The 17,424-nt window shown below is 58.7% G+C and carries 18 protein-coding genes; 9 read left to right on the top strand and 9 right to left on the bottom strand.

What is annotated here, in order from left to right:
• The first annotated feature begins 63 nt into the window (after positions 1 to 63).
• The 3 genes from trmD to ABIT76_02640 all read left to right on the top strand — a co-directional run bounded on the left by trmD (position 64) and on the right by ABIT76_02640 (position 5,085).
• Positions 64 to 771 (top strand): tRNA (guanosine(37)-N1)-methyltransferase TrmD, encoded by a 708-nt coding sequence (gene trmD / locus ABIT76_02650; protein MEO7932036.1) that lies wholly within the window; start codon positions 64 to 66, stop codon positions 769 to 771.
• 100 nt (positions 772 to 871) lie between these two features.
• On the top strand, positions 872 to 2,992 hold the full coding sequence (locus tag ABIT76_02645) for a DUF6600 domain-containing protein (protein ID MEO7932035.1): 2,121 nt from the start codon (positions 872 to 874) through the stop codon (positions 2,990 to 2,992).
• Between the two features lie 137 nt (positions 2,993 to 3,129).
• A complete protein-coding gene (locus ABIT76_02640; GenBank protein MEO7932034.1) occupies positions 3,130 to 5,085 on the top strand; it encodes a S8 family peptidase in 1,956 nt (651 codons plus the stop codon).
• Between the two features lie 69 nt (positions 5,086 to 5,154).
• On the opposite strand, the gene ABIT76_02635 is transcribed toward ABIT76_02640, so the two are convergent.
• Together ABIT76_02635 and mutY are read right to left on the bottom strand one after the other, a co-directional pair.
• A complete protein-coding gene (locus ABIT76_02635) occupies positions 5,155 to 5,685 on the bottom strand; it encodes a peptidoglycan-binding domain-containing protein (GenBank protein ID MEO7932033.1) in 531 nt (176 codons plus the stop codon).
• 87 nt (positions 5,686 to 5,772) lie between these two features.
• Entirely contained in the window at positions 5,773 to 6,762 is a 990-nt protein-coding gene (gene mutY / locus ABIT76_02630; GenBank protein MEO7932032.1) for an A/G-specific adenine glycosylase, read from the bottom strand.
• A 50-nt stretch (positions 6,763 to 6,812) separates the two neighbouring features.
• Between mutY and rnhC the strand changes: the two genes are divergently transcribed.
• Together rnhC and ABIT76_02620 are read left to right on the top strand one after the other, a co-directional pair.
• Positions 6,813 to 7,799: a ribonuclease HIII gene (rnhC, locus tag ABIT76_02625; GenBank protein ID MEO7932031.1), complete on the top strand. Its 987-nt coding sequence runs from the start codon at positions 6,813 to 6,815 to the stop codon at positions 7,797 to 7,799.
• Positions 7,800 to 7,925: 126 nt separating this feature from the next.
• The gene (locus tag ABIT76_02620; protein MEO7932030.1) at positions 7,926 to 8,261 is read left to right on the top strand and encodes an HU family DNA-binding protein; all 336 of its coding nucleotides are present in this window, start codon (positions 7,926 to 7,928) and stop codon (positions 8,259 to 8,261) included.
• Here the strand turns inward: ABIT76_02620 and ABIT76_02615 are convergent.
• The 6 genes from ABIT76_02615 to ABIT76_02590 are packed head-to-tail and all read right to left on the bottom strand — an operon-like array spanning position 8,258 to position 12,624.
• Positions 8,258 to 9,640: an ATP-binding protein gene (locus tag ABIT76_02615; protein ID MEO7932029.1), complete on the bottom strand. Its 1,383-nt coding sequence runs from the start codon at positions 9,638 to 9,640 to the stop codon at positions 8,258 to 8,260. The two genes, ABIT76_02620 and ABIT76_02615, sit on opposite strands and share 4 nt — an antisense overlap.
• Positions 9,637 to 10,314 carry a response regulator transcription factor gene (locus tag ABIT76_02610; protein MEO7932028.1) on the bottom strand — a complete coding sequence of 226 codons (678 nt, stop codon included), beginning with the start codon at positions 10,312 to 10,314 and terminating at the stop codon, positions 9,637 to 9,639. The genes ABIT76_02615 and ABIT76_02610 overlap by 4 nt, the downstream gene beginning before the upstream one ends.
• A 6-nt stretch (positions 10,315 to 10,320) precedes the next feature.
• A complete protein-coding gene (locus tag ABIT76_02605) occupies positions 10,321 to 10,770 on the bottom strand; it encodes a DUF2231 domain-containing protein (protein ID MEO7932027.1) in 450 nt (149 codons plus the stop codon).
• Positions 10,771 to 10,780: 10 nt separating this feature from the next.
• Entirely contained in the window at positions 10,781 to 11,023 is a 243-nt protein-coding gene (locus tag ABIT76_02600) for a hypothetical protein (protein MEO7932026.1), read from the bottom strand.
• 17 nt (positions 11,024 to 11,040) lie between these two features.
• Positions 11,041 to 11,328, bottom strand: coding sequence for a cytochrome c (locus ABIT76_02595; GenBank protein ID MEO7932025.1), 288 nt, complete (start codon positions 11,326 to 11,328; stop codon positions 11,041 to 11,043).
• 15 nt (positions 11,329 to 11,343) lie between these two features.
• Positions 11,344 to 12,624 (bottom strand): hypothetical protein, encoded by a 1,281-nt coding sequence (locus ABIT76_02590; GenBank protein MEO7932024.1) that lies wholly within the window; start codon positions 12,622 to 12,624, stop codon positions 11,344 to 11,346.
• A 142-nt stretch (positions 12,625 to 12,766) separates the two neighbouring features.
• Between ABIT76_02590 and ABIT76_02585 the strand changes: the two genes are divergently transcribed.
• Positions 12,767 to 13,858, top strand: a complete 1,092-nt coding sequence (locus ABIT76_02585; protein ID MEO7932023.1) for a zinc ribbon domain-containing protein — start codon at positions 12,767 to 12,769, stop codon at positions 13,856 to 13,858.
• Position 13,859: 1 nt separating this feature from the next.
• Positions 13,860 to 14,900, top strand: a complete 1,041-nt coding sequence (gene trpD / locus ABIT76_02580) for an anthranilate phosphoribosyltransferase (GenBank protein ID MEO7932022.1) — start codon at positions 13,860 to 13,862, stop codon at positions 14,898 to 14,900.
• A gap of 149 nt (positions 14,901 to 15,049) precedes the next feature.
• Here trpD and ABIT76_02575 read toward each other — a convergent pair whose 3' ends face one another.
• Positions 15,050 to 15,814 carry a rhomboid family intramembrane serine protease gene (locus ABIT76_02575; GenBank protein MEO7932021.1) on the bottom strand — a complete coding sequence of 255 codons (765 nt, stop codon included), beginning with the start codon at positions 15,812 to 15,814 and terminating at the stop codon, positions 15,050 to 15,052.
• An 87-nt stretch (positions 15,815 to 15,901) separates the two neighbouring features.
• Here ABIT76_02575 and gcvT point away from each other — a divergent pair, with 87 nt between their 5' ends.
• Both gcvT and gcvH read left to right on the top strand, forming a co-directional pair.
• Entirely contained in the window at positions 15,902 to 16,984 is a 1,083-nt protein-coding gene (gene gcvT / locus ABIT76_02570; GenBank protein ID MEO7932020.1) for a glycine cleavage system aminomethyltransferase GcvT, read from the top strand.
• Complete coding sequence (gene gcvH, locus ABIT76_02565; protein ID MEO7932019.1) at positions 16,981 to 17,361, top strand: glycine cleavage system protein GcvH; 381 nt, start codon at positions 16,981 to 16,983, stop codon at positions 17,359 to 17,361. The genes gcvT and gcvH overlap by 4 nt, the downstream gene beginning before the upstream one ends.
• Positions 17,362 to 17,424: the final 63 nt, after the last annotated feature.

Below are 17,424 nucleotides of genomic sequence, written 5' to 3'. Positions count from 1 at the left end.
CCTAGCGGTGGCGTCTGGCGCGTTGCATTCGCTCTGGGAGGCACGTTAGCTTGGGCGGACTTCATGAAACCTCTCCACATCGATCTGCTGACGCTGTTCCCGGGAATTTGCACGGGCCCGATGACGCAGAGCATGATGAAACGCGCCCAGGAAAAGGGGCTTTTCACGTTTCAAGCCCACGACATTCGCGAGTGGACGACAGACAAACACCGGCTGACCGACGACGCGCCGTTTGGGGGCGGGGAGGGCATGGTGATGAAGCCCGAACCGATCTTTGCGGCGGTGGAACAGCTTCGACAGGCGAGTTCCAAAGTGATCTTGATGACGCCCAGCGGCACGCCATTTACCCAGTGCCATGCAACTCAACTCGCTGGGCTGCAACATCTTCTCATTATCTGCGGCCACTACGAGGGAATCGACCAACGGGTGATCGACCAACTGGTGGACGAGGAAATTTCCATCGGCGATTACGTGCTGACGAATGGCGCGCTGGCTGGTCTGGTCGTGGTGGACGCGGTCACGCGATTGATTCCGGGCGTGCTGGGGAATGATCAATCGGCTGCGCAGGATTCCTTCAGCCACGGCTTACTGGAATTTCCCCAATACACCCGGCCTGCGGAGTTTCGCGGATGGAAAATCCCAGAGATTCTTCTGAGCGGCAATCACGCGGCCATCGCGGCTTGGCGGAAAGAGCGGAGTCTCGAAAAGACGAGACGAGTCAGACCTGACTTGCTCCCGAACGACGGGCGGGGCACGGAAAGCGGATCCTGATTAGGTTCAACTAAATACATACACCGCGCACCATTGCGATTTACGAATCTGTGAATACACCGGATTCCCCCGCGTCCATCCCAGAACTCACCCCTCATTTATGAAAACTCCCACCCCATCCCGCATTCCCTTGGTCATCGCCAGTTGCGTCGCCATGGCACTCGCTGCCTGCGATCAAAAATCTGCCAGCACCGATCCGGCGAAGGAGCGCCAGTTGCAAGACATGCAGACCAAACTCGACCAGCTCAGCGCCCAATCTACGGAGTTGAATCGCCAGTTGGCCGACCGTGATGCCGCCGACGCTGAGTCGAAGCGCGAGCAGTTAAAAAAGGAGCAGGCCGACCTCGACAACCAGCGCGTCGCATTGGAGTCCGAGCGTAATGCGCTGGCGTCGAACCAGAAAAAGCCCGTCTATGTTCGCACGGAATCGACCACCACCGATGACGCCCCGGAGCCGGTTTATCAGGGAAAACCAGCCACTTACGAAGTCTTCTACGACAAGCTGCAAGACGACGGCGACTGGATCGAGTCCGATGATTATGGCTACATCTGGCAGCCTCGCGTGAGTCGCGACAATCGCCGCTGGCGTCCTTACACGGATGGCCGTTGGGTCGAGACAGATCGCGGCTGGACGTGGGAATCGAACGAGCGTTTCGGCTGGGCGACCTACCACTATGGACGCTGGGTGAATCTGGCGGACACCGGCTGGTGCTGGGTGCCCGGTGACGAATGGGCGCCGGCCTGGGTATCCTGGCGGTCGAGCGATAGTTATGTCGGCTGGGCGCCATTGCCTCCCGAGGCTCGCCTCCAGCGCGGCGGCAGCATCACTGCATCGGTCGATGTGGGCTACGACACGGGTCCGGAGTTTTATACTTTTGTGGACACCCAGGATTTCGGTGAAGAAACTTACGTGGGCCGCGTGGTCGAGCCGGAGCGGAATGTGACGATTATCAACCAGACCGTTAACGTGACGAACATCACCTACTCCGAGACGAATATTTACAATTACGGACCCGACGTGGAAGTCATGCGCCGTCACAGCCGCCGTCCTATTCAACGCTATGAGTTGGAGTTGAATCGTGATCCGAGATTTGATCGCGACTCGGCCCGTCCGCAGGCTCGCGGGGATCGTCTCAGCATTGTCGCGCCTCTTTTTGCGGCAGCTAGCCAGCGCGGTGGAAATAACGATGTGCGTCCGGCGCGGGTGGAGCGGAAAGTGGCCAAAGTCGAGCGCGACAACGGCTGGCGCGGAGTGCGTCCTGAGCAGCGCGAGGCGGTAAAAGCGGATTTGCAAAAACAAGCCGATCGTCAAGTGCAAACGCAGCAGGCCGATCGCGAACGCCAGCGTTCACTAAAAGCCCGGAACGACGCTCGCCAGGCACAACGCGAGCAGTCCGCCGCAGTCGCCACCCCAGCAGCAAATCCAACTCCAGCGAACTCATCGGAGCGGACGCAGCCAACTCCCACCGTCGCGCCGCGAGCCACTCCAGAACGTTCTCCGAATGCCCAAACCAAGGCGCGTCGTGAGGCCATGCAACGGCGTCAGGCCGAACAACAAGCCGTACAAGCGACGCCCACGGCGACTCCAGAAAGAAGCGCCACTCCCGATGCGACCTCGCAGCGGCCAGAGCCGAGTGCAACTCCCGTGGAGCGGCCCACGCCGTTGGTCATGCCGAAGCCAGATAGGAGCACTACACCCACCCGCCCGGACGTGACGCCAAGTCGTCCCGAACAGGCCAATCGTCCGCCAATAAACGAACAGCAGAAAGCGCGTCGTGAGGCGGCCCAAGCCACATCGCCCGTCGAGGCAACTCCGACTCGTCCCTTGCCGACACCGTTTGTCCGGCCCAGCGCGCCGGCCGATGTTCCAGAAACCACTCGTCCGCAGCGTCAGCCTCAAGCGCAACAAGCTGAGCCCGACACCAGCCGCCAGCAAGCTGCCGCCCAAGCCGCGCGTGAGCAGCAACAACGAAACGCCCAGGCTCAGGCATTGCGCGAGCGCAGACAGGCCGCGCAGCAGCAAGCCGCGCCTGTCGAACGTGAAGTCGCCCGGCCACGGCAGCCCGACACCTCCACAGACCCTGCGCCAGCGGCCCGCCGCCAGCAGCAGCCCGACACGCAGCGTGAGCGTGCCGCCCGACCCGAGCGTCCCGCCCAGCGCCAGCCCAAAGTCACCCGTGGCAATCCAGCGGAAGCCACCGAGTCGCCGACTCCGCAGTGAGTTAGAGCGAAATCATCCTGGGCGGCTTTGCCAGAAATGGTGGGCCGCCCATTTTCGTTTTGGAAACAGGGCGGACTTCCATTCGTATCTGGCTCAAAGCATTCGCGGCCTCTCACCTCCAGTGCTATCTAACTCCCATGCGAAAACTGCCGCTTCTCCTCGGGCTCCTGCTTCCTCTCGTCGGCTTCGGGCAGACCGCCAGTCCGCTCCCGGCTGAAATCTCCGCCGCCGATCACGGCCAGACGAAATCCTACATCATCGCTGCCGACGAAATTGCGCGGCAACAGGAGGACGGACGTTTCCAGGTGCAGCCAGAGAACGTCGCCAAGGCCGTCAAAGACAAAATCATCGCGTCCGACACGCGGCTGGTTTTGTATCCGGCAAAGGGTCCGCGCAACGAGGCGACCCGGCGTTTGCTCACGGAGAAAATCATGGTTCAGCTCCAGCCCGGAACCGATGTCGCCGCGCTCGCCAACCGGCTGGGAATCACGAAATGGGAACCCGCGGCTGCGTTGCCGGAGCATTACATTTTCTCGACCACGTCGGCCAATGCGTCCTTGAAAACACTCGCGCCGCTCCGTGCCGAGGCGGGCGTCGTTTCCGCGGAATACCTTCTGGCTCGAATGCAAAAACGGCGCGGACGTCCGAACGATCCGCTCTTTAGCCAGCAATGGCATCTCTACAATACCGGCCAGCACGGAGGTTTGCGCGGGATCGATGCCGGCGTCGTCGGCATCTGGGGCAGCTTTTCCGGGTCCGGCATCCGGGGCAGGGGAGTGCTCATCGGCATCGTCGATGACGGCGTGCAATTTACCCATCCCGACATCAAGCCAAACTACGACACCACACGCGACTACGATTGGAATGACAGCACGCATTACGATGCGAGGCCGAGCCAGTACAATGGAGATTTTCACGGCACGAGCGTGGCCGGAGTCGCGGCTGCGCGCGGGGGAAATCGCACCGGCGTCTGCGGTGTCGCGCCACAGGCACGTCTGACGGGATTGCGTCTGATCGCCGATTACGTAGACGACAACACGGAGGCGCAGGCGTTTCTCTATCGCTCATCGCAGATCGCGATCAAAAACAATAGCTGGGGCCCCGATGACGATGGACAAACCATGGAAGCCCCGGGCCCGATCGCGACCCAGGCTCTGGAGGACGCGACGAATTCCGGACGTGGCGGGCTGGGGACGATTTTCGTGTGGGCCGCAGGCAACGGACGCGAGGAAGGCGACAATTCCAACTACGACGGTTACGCAAATTCGATTCACACGATTGCCGTGACGGCGATCAGCAATCGCGGACGCGCGACCTATTACGCCGAGGGAGGCGCGAACATTTTGATCGGCGCGCCGAGCGACAATTACACCAGCAGTGGCATCGTCACGACCGATCTCACCGGCTCGAATGGCTACAATTATTCCGGCGCGCGCGGGGAACTTTCGGATCGCAATTACACGAAAACCTTCGGCGGTACGTCGTCTGCGGCACCGGTTATTTCCGGGGTTGCGGCGCTCATGCTCCAGCGCAATCCGCGTCTCGGCTGGCGCGACGTGCAGGAAATTCTCATCCGCACCGCCCGCCAAAACGATGCGGGCAATCCCGGCTGGATTACCAACGGAGCCGGGTTCCATTTCAATCAGGATTACGGCGCGGGCTTGGTGAGCGGCGGCGGCGCGGTCCGGCTCGCGGCGAACTGGACGAATCTCGGCCCGCAGACCGAGCAATCGCAATCCAACTCGATTCCGCAGAGCATTCCCGATGGCTCGGGATCGGTGACGAGGCCGTTCGTTTTCACGACTGAGCAACGCGTCGAGCATGTGACGGTGAAGCTCGACATTACGCATCCCAGCCGGGGTCAGCTTCGCATTCGACTCACCTCGCCAGCGGGCACGGTGAGCGAACTCGCCAGTCCGCATGGCGACGGGAATAACGACATCGACTGGACTTACATGACAGTGCGCAACTGGGGCGAAAGCGCCGTCGGCACCTGGACGTTGACCATCGAGGATCTCACCGCAGGCAGCAGCGGGACTTTGAATAACGCGACCGTTACGCTCTTTGGAACGGACGCGCCTCTGGCCAATTAAGCCGGTACGCGAAACGTGGCAGCGCATCGGAATGCAACTGCCACGGATTTTTTTCGCTGAGAGCGAGGCTTAGTAACCGAGATTGAAATTAACAATCAGACGGCCATCGACTTCGCCGTCATCGCGCCAGCCGTGGTCGCGTTGGTAGCGGATGAGCGCGGACCGGCTGCCGGGACCCCAGTCGCCGTCGAGCGGACCGCGATAGTAACCCTCGCGCCGCAGCACGACTTGGAGATCGTAGTAATTATAGCCGTAGGGACGATTCTGATAAACGATCACACGCCGAGGATAACGCTCGCGGTAGCTGTAAGCCCGGTCATCGCGGCCCGAGCGGTAGGAACGATAATCGCGCCCATCATCCTCGCGAATCTGGCGGGTCACGACCCGGACATTCGAGCTGCGGCTGACGCTGTAATTGCGGTCGCCGCTGTGGGCATCGCGATAGCCATCGCTGTGGCCGTTGCGATCGACGGATTCGACCCGGCGGTCATCGTCGTGATGCTTCTTGTGCTTGTCCTTGTCTTTCGCAGAAGCGGAGACAGGGGTGAGAACGGCCGCCATGCAGACAGCCGCCAGTAAGGGGAGGGTGAGTTTTTTCATGTTTAAGTGCGACGCAGCGAATGGCGTCTGTATTCAATAACGTTCTTAACGCGTCTCATGCGGGCTTTTATTAAGAAATTTGATTTTTTAACGAACCGGTAGCAGAAGCGCTTCCAGCACACGGCGATGCGGGGATGGGATTGGGAGTGACTCGAGTTCCATCGGATTGCACCAGCGGACCTCGGCAGAGGTGGACTTCGCGGGGTAAATTTCGAGGGTCACCCGGTAGCGCGTGATGCCGTATTTATGCGAGACAAGGGGCATTTCGAGCACATCGGGCTCATGTGTCATCGGCGGGAGAACCCACATGTTTTCCCACGGATTTTGTGTGCGCTGAACGAGGGCGATAAGTTCGCCGTTGCTGAGAAACAGGGCGCGCTCGACTTTTTGCGTGGTGGCGGCTTTCGGTGATTTCACTGGAAGTCGCATGGGGTCGCCGGTCTGGATGGCGCGGCAATGGTTGATCACCGGGCACGAGTCGCACTTCGGTCGTGGCGTGCAAACGAGAGCGCCGAGTTCCATCAGAGCGGCATTGAACTCGCCCACGTTTTCCTTGGGCAACAATTGCGCGGCGTAAGCCCAGATCTTGGCGCGCCCGTCGGCGGAATCGATCGGTTGTTGGAAATTGAAAAGCCGGGCGAGAACGCGGGCGATGTTCGCATCAACGATGGGGACGCGAGCATTTCCCGAAAAAGTAAGGATCGCGCCCGCCGTGTAATCGCCCATGCCGGGGAGTTTTTTCATGTCGGCGAGATTGTCGGGAAAACGCCCCAGACCTTCAGCGATTTGAATGGAAGTCCGATGTAAATTTTTCGCGCGCGAATAATATCCGAGCCCCTGCCAATGGCTGAGCACATCTTGTTCGCTGGCCGCAGCAAGACTTTGCACCGTGGGAAAACGGGCCATCCAGCGGTTGAAATACGGTATGACTGTGGCGACCTGTGTCTGCTGGAGCATGAATTCCGAGACCATGATGGCATACGGATCGGACGCGCCGCGCCAGGGGAGTTGGCGGGCATTCAGACGAAACCAGTCGCGGAGTTGCTGGTAAAAGGTTTCGGGAAATAACGCGGCCACGGCAGTTTAACCTTTGCGTCTTTGTTCCTTTGCGCGAGAACATTTTTCCGATGTCCCTCACCACCCATACCGCCGCGCTGACGACCAAACAGGCCGCGAAGCTGAGGGAATTATTGAAGTCGGATGGGTTTGAGTTTGTGGAAAAACCCTACACGCTCTACGCCGCGAGCAAGGGCAAGCTGAATGTGGCGGTATATGAGAAAGGGCCGAAAGTCGTTTTGCAGGGGAAAGACACGGAGGAATTTCTGACGTTTCGGCTGGAGCCGGAGATTCTGGGCGAGGCGAAATTTGGCTATGAGGAGGAGCTGAACCCCGAGATGTATGCGCCGCATTTCGGGATCGACGAAAGCGGGAAAGGGGACTTCTTTGGCCCGCTCGTCATCGCCGGCGTCTATGTGGATCGCAATCTGGCACACGCTTACAAGACGGCGGGCGTGCAGGACAGCAAACGGATTACGAGCGACGCCAGCATTCGCAAATTGGCGAAGATCATTCGCGAAACGCCGGGGGCGAGTTTCAATGTCATCCGGCTCGCGCCCGAGCGTTACAACGAGATGTACGAGTCCTTTTCCAAGCAGCGGAAAAGCCTCAACCACCTGCTCGCCTGGGGCCACGCGGCGGTCATTTCCAACCTCGTTGAAATGCAACCCGACTGTCCGCGAGCGCTTTCGGATCAATTTGCCAATCCCAAGCTCATCCAGCAGGCGCTGAAGGATCGAGCGCAAACCATCGTGATCGACCAGCGAACGAAGGCCGAGTCCGATATCGCTGTGGCAGCAGCTTCGATTCTGGCTCGCGACGCCTTCATTGACTGGATGGATCGCGCCGGAAAGAAACTCGGGCTTCTGACTTTGCCACGCGGGGCTTCGTCCATGGTGCGTTCGCTGGCGGAAAAGCTCGTCGCCGAACGCGGCCCGGAATTTCTCCTGCTCTCGGCGAAAACGCACTTCAAGACGGCCCACGAGATCGCGCCGGAGTCGTATCGTTTGCGGACGAAGCCGTATTTCAATAGAAAAAATAACTCATCGCAATTGTGAGCTTGCCTTGCGACTGGGTTCTTTCTTAGTTTCTTCGCCGAACGAGGGCTTTCGAGGGAATCGCTGATGGATTTTCCACACGAAAACTGCCGCAGACGAACCTAAAAAAACAACTAGAACAACACGATGGCCAATCTAACCAAGCGGGACATAGTGGTAAAAATCAGCAACGAGACCGGAGTTGTGCAGCATCAGGTCTTCGAAATTGTGCAAAAAACCCTCGATCTGATCACGGAAACGCTGGCCAGCGGGGACGATGTGGAGTTGCGGAACTTCGGCATTTTTGAAGTGCGACTAACCAAGGCCAGAATAGGACGCAACCCAAACCAGCCCGGGAGTAAATACGATATTCCCTCGCGTGCCACGGTAAAGTTCAAGGCAGGAAAAATTATGCGCGACCGCGTGGCGACGCTTTCCGGCAGCATGAAACGCGCGGAAGCCGCCGCCGAGACTCCGATCTAACTCCGGCTGACTGCGCCGCCACGGGGACATTGCAAAGGCAGTCGCAAGACAAACTCATTGAGTGGCGTCGTGTCTGGGGAAAAGGAAATATCGCCCCCGTGCGCCCTCGCGATTTCCCGACAAATACTGAGTCCAAGGCCATGGCCGCGCTCGCTGCCCCGGTTGCCAGCCCGATAGAAACGCTGGAAAAGGAATGCCGCCTGCCCAATGGGGATGATAGGGCCGCTGTTGGCGATGCGGAGTTCGAGGGTGTGGTTGTCTGCGGTGAGGGAAACACGGATCAAGCCGTGCGGCTGGTTATATTTAACGGCATTTTCCAGCAGGTTGAGGAGCATTTGACGCAGCAGATCGGGGTCGCCGACCACAGGCAGCCATTCTGGCAAATGGGTTTCCACGGTGAGGAACTGGCTGCTGCCGAGGATTTCGATGTCTTCGATATTGCCGTTGAGTAATTCGCAAAAATCAAATCCCGACGACTGGATGACCAAATGACCCACATCGGCCCGGGAGAGCAGGAGCAGTTTGTCGATGATTACGGAAAGACGGGTGATTTGCTCGAGATATTCCACGAGTTGCGCCTGAATCTCGGGATCGCGCTGGCTCAGGTTGAGATGGTGCTCGAGGTCGTTGCGCAAGATGGTGAGCGGTGTGCGTAATTCGTGCGAGGCATCGGCAGAAAAGCGAGTGGCCTGCTGGAAACCGATCTCCATTCGCTCGATCATGCTGTTCACGACGCCGGTCAATCGCCCGATCTCATCGGTCGTGCCACTGGCGGGGAGACGTTCGTGGAGGTTTTGCGTGGTGATGCGTTCCGCCGCCGAGACGATTTGTTCCACCGGACGAAATGCGCGCCGCAAAAGCAGCCAACTCCCAAAGCCACCCAGAAGGAGCATGACGGGGCCGGCGAAAAGGAAGCTGGAGACGAGATCGAAGCCGATTTCGTCCACATTATCGACGTCGCCCACGATGCGCAGAAGGATGTCTTTTCCCGCAAAAACACCGATCACATACTTGCGTCCCTGGTCGTGCCAGGGGTGGTAACCAGGCGCGTTGGAAACGGTGGCGAGCGACATTCGCCCCATGCCGAGCGAGCGAAACAACGGCTTCCCCTCGAGATCGCAGACCTCGAAGGGATGGAACATCGGCACGTCGCGCAGATCGTTGCGCACGATGCGCGGATCGTCCCAATTGATGGGGCCGGGGTGTTTGTCCAAGGTTTGAAAAAACGCAATGGATTCATCATGCAAATCATCATGCAGCGACGAGAGAATCTCGTAGTAAATGTGCAGCGAGACTCCCACTCCGAAGGCGCTCAGGACGAGCCCGAAAGTGAAGGCTGCCCAGAAGGTGAGCTTGGCTCGCAGCGTGAGGCTTTTCACGGTTTGTCGGCCTGGATCAGGTAGCCAACGCCGCGAACGGTGTGGATGAGCGGCACCGATTCGCCATCGTCGATCTTCCGGCGCAGACGCTGAATATAGACATCGACGAGATTGGTTCCGGGGTCGAAATGGTAGTCCCACACTTTTTCACAAATCTGGGTGCGCGTGATGACCCGGCCCGGCGAACGCGCGAGAAATTCAAGCACGGCAAACTCGCGGGGCGTCAACTCGATTTTGCGTTCGCCGCGAAGGACTTTGCGCTGGGCGAGATGGATGGCGAGATCGGCGATTTTGTAGAACGAGAGCGTTTCCCCGGAAGATCGCCGCAGGAGGGCGCGGAGTCGGGCGACGAGCTCATCCATGGAAAAGGGTTTGGCCAGATAGTCATCCGCTCCGAGGTTCAGCCCCTCGATGCGCTCAGCAGTCTCGCCACGGGCGGAGAGCAGCAGGATCGGAGTGGTGTTTTTGCTTTCTCGCAAGGACCGCAGAACGCTCAGGCCGTCGCGATCCGGCATCATGATATCGAGAATAGCGGCGTCGTAGGGAATCGAAGTCAAATGCTCCAGCGCCAGATTGCCGGTATGCACGACATCGACCGAAAAACCCTCCTCAACGAACCGCTTGCGGAGAAATCGCGCGATCTTTTTCTCATCATCAGCAATCAGAAGGCGCATGCCTGATTATTTCAAACTGAAATGATAAAAGTCGAGGCCGTAAACCAGCAGCCCGCCGAGGTGACCGGCCAGCGAAACGCTGATCGCCCCGGCAAAGAGCACTCCGCGAAATGTCCAGAGCCGCCGTTTCGTCATCTGGGCCCGATGATAATGCCAGAGCGCGAGGGCCGCGACCGCCAGCACGGCGGAACTGGTTCCCAGCCAGCGATGCCAGAAAAGGGTGCTTCTCAATTCTGGTTCGATGCCAGTGACTGTCGCCAAAGCCCATCCGAGGACAGCGGCACCGATGGCCGAGGCGGCGGACAGATGCAAATTCAGCGAGACGGCGTGCTCCAGAAAGGGTTTGCGCCAAAGGATGTAACCCATTTCCGCCAAGGCCGCGACCAGTAACAGGGCCACCGGAAAATGCACGATGGCGGGGTGAAATTGACCCAGAAAATGCCAGAGTTCTTGCAAGATGCCTTTCTTATTTGGCGGCAGCGCCGTCGAGGATTTTGACGTATTTTTCGGGGTTGGCGTTGAACTTCCGCACGCAGGATTTGCAGCAAAGTTTGATCAGACGTCCCTTGTAATTGATCTCGATGGGAGGCCCGAGATCACCGCCAAAAGTGTCGCCGGTGACGACGCAGGTTTTGAGCGGATAATCAGCGGCGTGAACTTGGCTGAAAACAACGCTGACGAGAACGAGTGAAGTGAGTATTTTTTTCATATGGCTGTGGATTGGGATCAGTTGGCCTCCTGAAGGAAGCTGAGAATGGCGCGTTGCTCCTCGCCAGTAATGTGGGCGCGCAAACGCATGTGATGAACTACCAGCCGAAGCTGCGTGTCGCTCATGGAAGTCGCCGGGCGCAGGTTGTGGCATTGCTGGCAGTTTTGCGCCCAGAGTTTGGCGGCATCGGGACCGGCGGTTTCCTGGAGGTCCTTGACTGCGGGTTCGCCACCGAAAAGTGAGAGAAGAGAAACGGCTGCGAGCGTGATCGGAAGGCCGATTTTGAGGAAAATGTCGTGTTTCATAGTTTGATTGGAAGGTTAGAAACCACTGGAGAACTGCAGGAGAAATCCGTTTTGATTGGGTTCGCCATTGTTGCGCTCGTCGAGTTCGTAGGCCGCCTTTACGACCGTGGCCGAGAGCAAATAATAATTGAGACCAACGGTGAGGCGTTTCTCATCAAAAGCACCGGGAGCATCGGACGGCGCGTTGACTTCATCTGCCCTGACGACCGCCTCAAAGTGATTCAAAAACTCACTCAACTGCTTCGGACGATAGGAGAGCTGGAGATAGCCGCCGCTGCGTTTGTTGTCGAACGTCACCGGGCCCACGCCCAGCGAGCCGTCGGCGTCATAGGTTTCGCGACCGACATCGGTCCAGGCATATTGACCGAGCAACGTGAAGCCGCCTTTGAAAAATGGGGAGTCGCGTTTCACCCGCAGATCGACCGATTGCAAAAGCGCACGCGGCGAACCCACCAGCCCATCCGCGTCGGAAACATCCGACACTTGCGCCCCGTAACCGACCTCCAGCCAGGGCAACGGCTCGAAACCGATCCGTCCGCCCACAGCCTTGTCGTTGCTGAGCGAGGAAAAATTGTCGAACTGTAGCTGTCCGAGCGCCTCAGGATCGTTAGCGATCAGACGCGGAGCATTGGCCACATAAGCCGCGAAATTCACCCGCGACACACCCAGTGGAATGACTCCACGAATTTGGGCGCCTATGTGAGATTCGGGCAGGATTCCGTCGTAAATCGCCAGCGGCGTATCAGGCAGTTTATTGATCCAGCCCGGCTCGTAGCGTTCGACGAAATTGTTCAGCGGACTGAGAAATTTGCCGACGCCCAAGGTCAGATAATCATTCAGCAAATACGACATCTGCGCGTATTCGACCTTCACGACGGTGTCGGAATTTTCCAACTCCATCTCGACTTCGCCCTCAAACAAAAGCCGGTCGGTGATCTCCCAGATAAATATGGGACTGAACTTCGCGGAGAAGTTCGAGTTGTCGTTCGCATAGGTGCTGAACGTCGTGCTCATGCTTCCCGCGATATGCATGTTAGTCGTACCGGGGCGGGTCAATTCAGCGGCAGATTTCAAATCCGTGACATCGCGTTGCAAGCTGGCGATGGCCGAGGACGAAGTGGTCGAAGTTGATGCTGGAGTTTCCACCGTATCGCGGGTGGCGATTTGCTTTTGCAGGACCGCAACTTGTTTCTTCAATGCCTCATATTCTGCCCGCGAAACGGTGTCTGCCGCATGCGCCACCGAGGTCAGCAGGGATGCGCCGAGCAGCAGCCAGACTTTTGTATGTCTTATCATGTCCCCACTTTTCCGTCGCAAAGTGACAAAACATGACGCCATTGGATGACGGTTTCGTCATTTCTCAAAACCTGCGGCGCAAAGCCTCCTTTTCCGCCAAATGCTTTGCGCTTTGTCCGGGAATCGGAAATAACTGGCCGCTGTGTCCGAAGTCGTCGCCGCCCCCAAGCATAATTGCCCCGCATGCGGTGCGCAGGCGCAATGGGAGCCCGCCACGCAGACTTTGCGCTGCCCGTTTTGCGGCACGGTTTCGCAGTTTGAGGAGACCGTCACCGGCGAAATCAAAGAGAATGACCTCGCCACCGCGCTGCGCAACATCCCGGAATCGCAGCGGGGCTGGGCTCCCGAGCAAATCACGGTCAAATGCCAGAGCTGCCAGGCGATCAGCGTGTTTTCGGCGGGTCGAGTTGCACAGAAATGTGACTTTTGCGGCTCGCCCGCGCTGGTGCCTTACACGGAGATCCAGGCACCGATCCGGCCCGAGAGTTTGCTGGCGTTCAAGATCGCTGAAACAGCCGTGCGCGAGACCATTCGGAAATGGTACGGGTCGCATTGGTTCGCGCCGAACAAGCTGAAAAACCGCGCCCTCACCGACACACTGCACGGCGCGTATTTGCCTTACTGGACCTTCGACGCGCAGGCGCACGCCGAGTGGACCGCCGAGGCCGGCTACCATTATTACGAGACGGAATCCTACGAGGACGCGAATGGAAAAACCCAGACGCGCCAGGTCCAGCGCACCCGCTGGGAATACGCGGCCGGCTCGGTGGATCATTTTTTCGACGACACGCTGGTGGCCGCTTCCAAGGGAGTTCCAATCGACTTGCTCACCAAGGTCGAGCCGTTTCCCACGACGGAACTCGTTCCCTACAACACCGCGTTTCTCTCGGGCTGGGTCGTTGAGCAATATCAGATCGACCTCATCGCCGCCGCCGAACGCTCCCGCGTCCTCATGGACAACGCCCTCGAAACCATGTGCAGCCGCGAAGTCCCCGGCGACACGCAGCGCAATCTGCAAGTGGATGCCGACTATTCCGCCCAGACTTTCAAGCACATCCTCGTGCCCGTCTGGCTGCTGACCTACACCTACGGCTCGAAAAATTTCACCGTCGTCATCAATGGCTTCACCGGCCAGATCGCGGGAAAATATCCGTTGAGCTGGATCAAAATTATATTGGTGACACTCGCCGTGCTGATCGTTATTGGCATCATCATTGCTGCCAACCAGAGATAAAATGGATTCCCCGCTAGCCAAAGCCCTCCTCATCGACCGGGAACTCCAGCCCTTGGAAATCCCCGTTGCCGCCAAGGCGCTGCTCTCGGTTAACGTGGACGACGCGACCAAGGCCCGGTTTCTGCGAGCGGCTCGTGAGCGCGGGGAAACGGTCAACGAACTTGCCGGCTTCGTGGAGGCATTTCTCGATTGCGCGGTCGATCCGCAACTCGAGTTAGACCCGAATCTGCCCACGCTCGACATCTGCGGAACCGGCGGCGACAACCTGCAACTTTTCAACGTCTCCACCGCCGCGATGTTCGTTTTGGCGGCGGGCGATGTCACCGTCCTGAAGCACGGCAACCGGGCCATCACCTCGAAATCCGGCGGGGCCGATGTGCTCGAAGCACTCGGGATTCAAATAGAGGCGAGTTCCATCGCGATCAAGAAATGCGTCGCCGAGGCGGGCTGCGGATTTCTCTTCGCGCCGGCCTTTCATCCGTCTTTCAAAACCATCGGGCGCGTTCGTCGCCAACTCGCCAGCGAAGGTCTGACAACGATGTTCAACCTCCTCGGACCGCTGCTGAATCCGGCGCGCCCGACGCATCAACTCGTGGGCATTTTCGACGGCCAGATGCAGGAAAAATACGCCGCCGTCTTGCAAAAGATCGGACGCAAAGCCGCTTGGGTCGTTCACGGCACCACCGCCGACGGACGCAGTATGGACGAACTTTCCACCCTCGGCCCGAGCCGGGTGTTTGCCCTGGAGAATGGCGAAATGAGGCGGTTCACGGTGCAGGCCGATGTCCGCGAGGTGCGCGACTTGCATTCGCTACGCGGCGGCGATGCCCGAGCGAACGCCGTGATTCTTGAAAAACTACTGCGCGGCAACGACAAGCTCGAGCCATTACGGGAGATCGTCTCGCTCAACGCCGGAGCGGGATTTGTCGTCACCGGAGCCGTGCCCGACCTCAAGACCGGCATCGAAAAAGCCTGGAAAATCATCGAAAGCGGAGCCGCCTGGCAACGCGTCGAGGCGCTGCGCAAACTCAGCCGCGGCTAGAGCTGGCGAGGGGATGTCTTCGGGAGCGCACGCGTCTCGTGTGCTCCCTTTTGCGTCTCGCGAAAGGGCCTGGATGTAAGTGGTCCACATCTGAAACAGCTTTGAGACGAGACGTCTCAAAGAACACGCGAGACGCGTGCGCTCCCCACTCAGCTCACCCGCGACGGCAGGTGTTCGGTGCAATATTCCTCGCCATCGGCCGAGACGCGAAACTCCAGATCCGGGTCCGATATTTCTGTGCGGCCGCAGACTTTGCAATGATGCAGCGTTTCCTCGTCGGGCTTGGCTTTTTCGCGAAACTCATGCCGCCGCTTCGCGATTTGCTGGGTCGTGTGGAAGGATTTCACAAGGTCGAAGCCGAAGAAGAGCAGGTAATTTCCGAGGCAAAGCGCGAGCGTGGCGTAGCCATTAAGTCCTCGCGCCAGAGCGATCGCGATGGCCAGCGAGACGAGCGCGACCCATTTCACCTTCACGGGGAAAATGAAGTAAATGGAGATCTGCGAGTCGGGGAAATACGTAGCGAACGCGAGGAGGATCGCGAGGTTGATATAAATGGGACTCCCGATGCCGCCGAAAAGAAACGTCGCCGCGACCGTCGCCAGCCAGCCGAGCAAATAGAAAACCGTCAGCCGCGTCGCGCCCATCGAGCGTTCCAGGGAGTCGCCCATGTAGAAAAGAAACATCAGCGCAAAAATCCAGAACAGACCGTAACTCGACGGCACAAAGGCAAACGTGAGCAGGCGCCACCATTCGCCGGCAAAAACCGCGCCGCGCTCCAGCGGCATCAGCGCCTGCGTGCCCGGCATGGCGAGCCCCACGACAAACGCGGCGGAACTCAAAAACGCCACGTAGCGGATAATCCCCGGCACGGCGATGGGGGCGGCGATGCGATCGAGTTTGTTGAGCCAGGACATGCCCGTATTCGATAGCAGCAGTTTGGATTTTGTCGCCACACTTTATGCGGTTTGACTTCGATGGAAGTGGTCCCTATTTTTTTCGCCGTGTCCGAAACAACCAACGTCCAGCGCACTCCACTTTACGATGAGCATGTGCGGCTCGGCGGAAAATTGATCGAGTTCGGTGGCTGGGAAATGCCGGTTTATTACACGAGCATCATGGAGGAACACCTCGCAGTCCGGCAATCAGTCGGGATGTTCGACATTTCCCACATGGGCCAGATTTTGGTCTCTGGACCGGACGCGGCAAAATTTCTCAATCGCCTGCTCACGAACAACATCACGAAGCTCGCCGTCGGGCAGGGACAATACACGTTGCTGCTGAATGAAGTCGGCGGCGTGATCGACGATCTGATCGTTTATCGGCTGGACGAGCACCTCTATTTCCTCGTCGTGAACGCGGCGAAAATCACCGAGGACTTTGCCTGGATCGAGTTGCATCACACTGGCGACGTCGAGATTTCCAATCAAAGCGACGACTACGCAGGCATCGCGGTGCAGGGTCCAAATGCGGTGGCGCTGCTGACGAATTTCCTCGGCTCCGATCTCCCGCCGCGCAGCGGAATGATCGAAGTCGTGGCGCACGGCGTCAGCTTTCTGGTCGGTCGCACCGGCTACACGGGAGAGGACGGTGCGGAGATTTTCTTTGCGTCCGAGGAAGCGGCGGGCGTCTGGCAAAAGTTGCTCGCGCTGCGGGCAAAACCTTGCGGACTCGGCGCGCGCGACACGCTGCGGCTGGAAGTTTGCTACCCGCTGAATGGCTCCGATCTAAGTCCGACTCGCACGCCGCTGGAGGCGGGCTTGGGATTCTTTGTGGATGTGGAAAAAGGCGATTTCATCGGACGCGAAACTCTGCTCACGCAAAAACAGAGCGGAGTTCCATTGAAATTGACGCCCTTCACCATGACCTCCAAAGGACCGCCGCCGCGCTCGCATTATCCGGTCTTGATCGGTGGCGAAGTCGTCGGCGAGACGTGCAGCGGTGGACTTTCCCCCAGCCTGGGCATCGGAATCGGCATGGCTTATTTGCCCGTCAACGCTGTCATTGGAACCGAACTCGAAATCGACGTGCGCGGACGCAAATTCCCCGCTGTCGTTGCCAAGAAACCTCTCTATCGAAAATCATGAACGTCCCGGAAAATCTTAAATACGCCGAATCCCACGAATGGGTGCTCCTCGAAGGGGACACCGCCACCGTCGGCATCACCGAACACGCCCAGGCGGAATTGACCGACATCGTTTACGTCGAGCTGCCCAAGGTCGGCCGCCCGGTTGTGGCGAAGGAAACCATCGCCGTTATCGAATCCGTAAAGGCGGCGAGCGACATTTATTCCCCGGTCGGCGGCGAAGTGGTGGCCGTGAACACCGCGCTCGACGGCAATCCAGCGCTGCTGAACACTGATTCCTTTGGCGAAGGCTGGATTTACAAAGTGAAAATCTCCGATCCCGCCGAACTCGACGCGCTGAAAGACGCCGCCGCCTATCGCACCCAGATCGGAGTCTGAGACTTTCCTCGGAAGCGCACGCGTATCGCGAAAGGGCTCTGACGTTCGTGATTCTCGTCTGAC

This window comes from Chthoniobacterales bacterium (assembly GCA_039930045.1).
Taxonomy (GTDB): Bacteria; Verrucomicrobiota; Verrucomicrobiia; order Chthoniobacterales; family DASVRZ01; genus DASVRZ01.
Note: the sequence above shows the minus strand (reverse complement) of the source record. Positions and strands in the feature narration are given on the sequence as shown.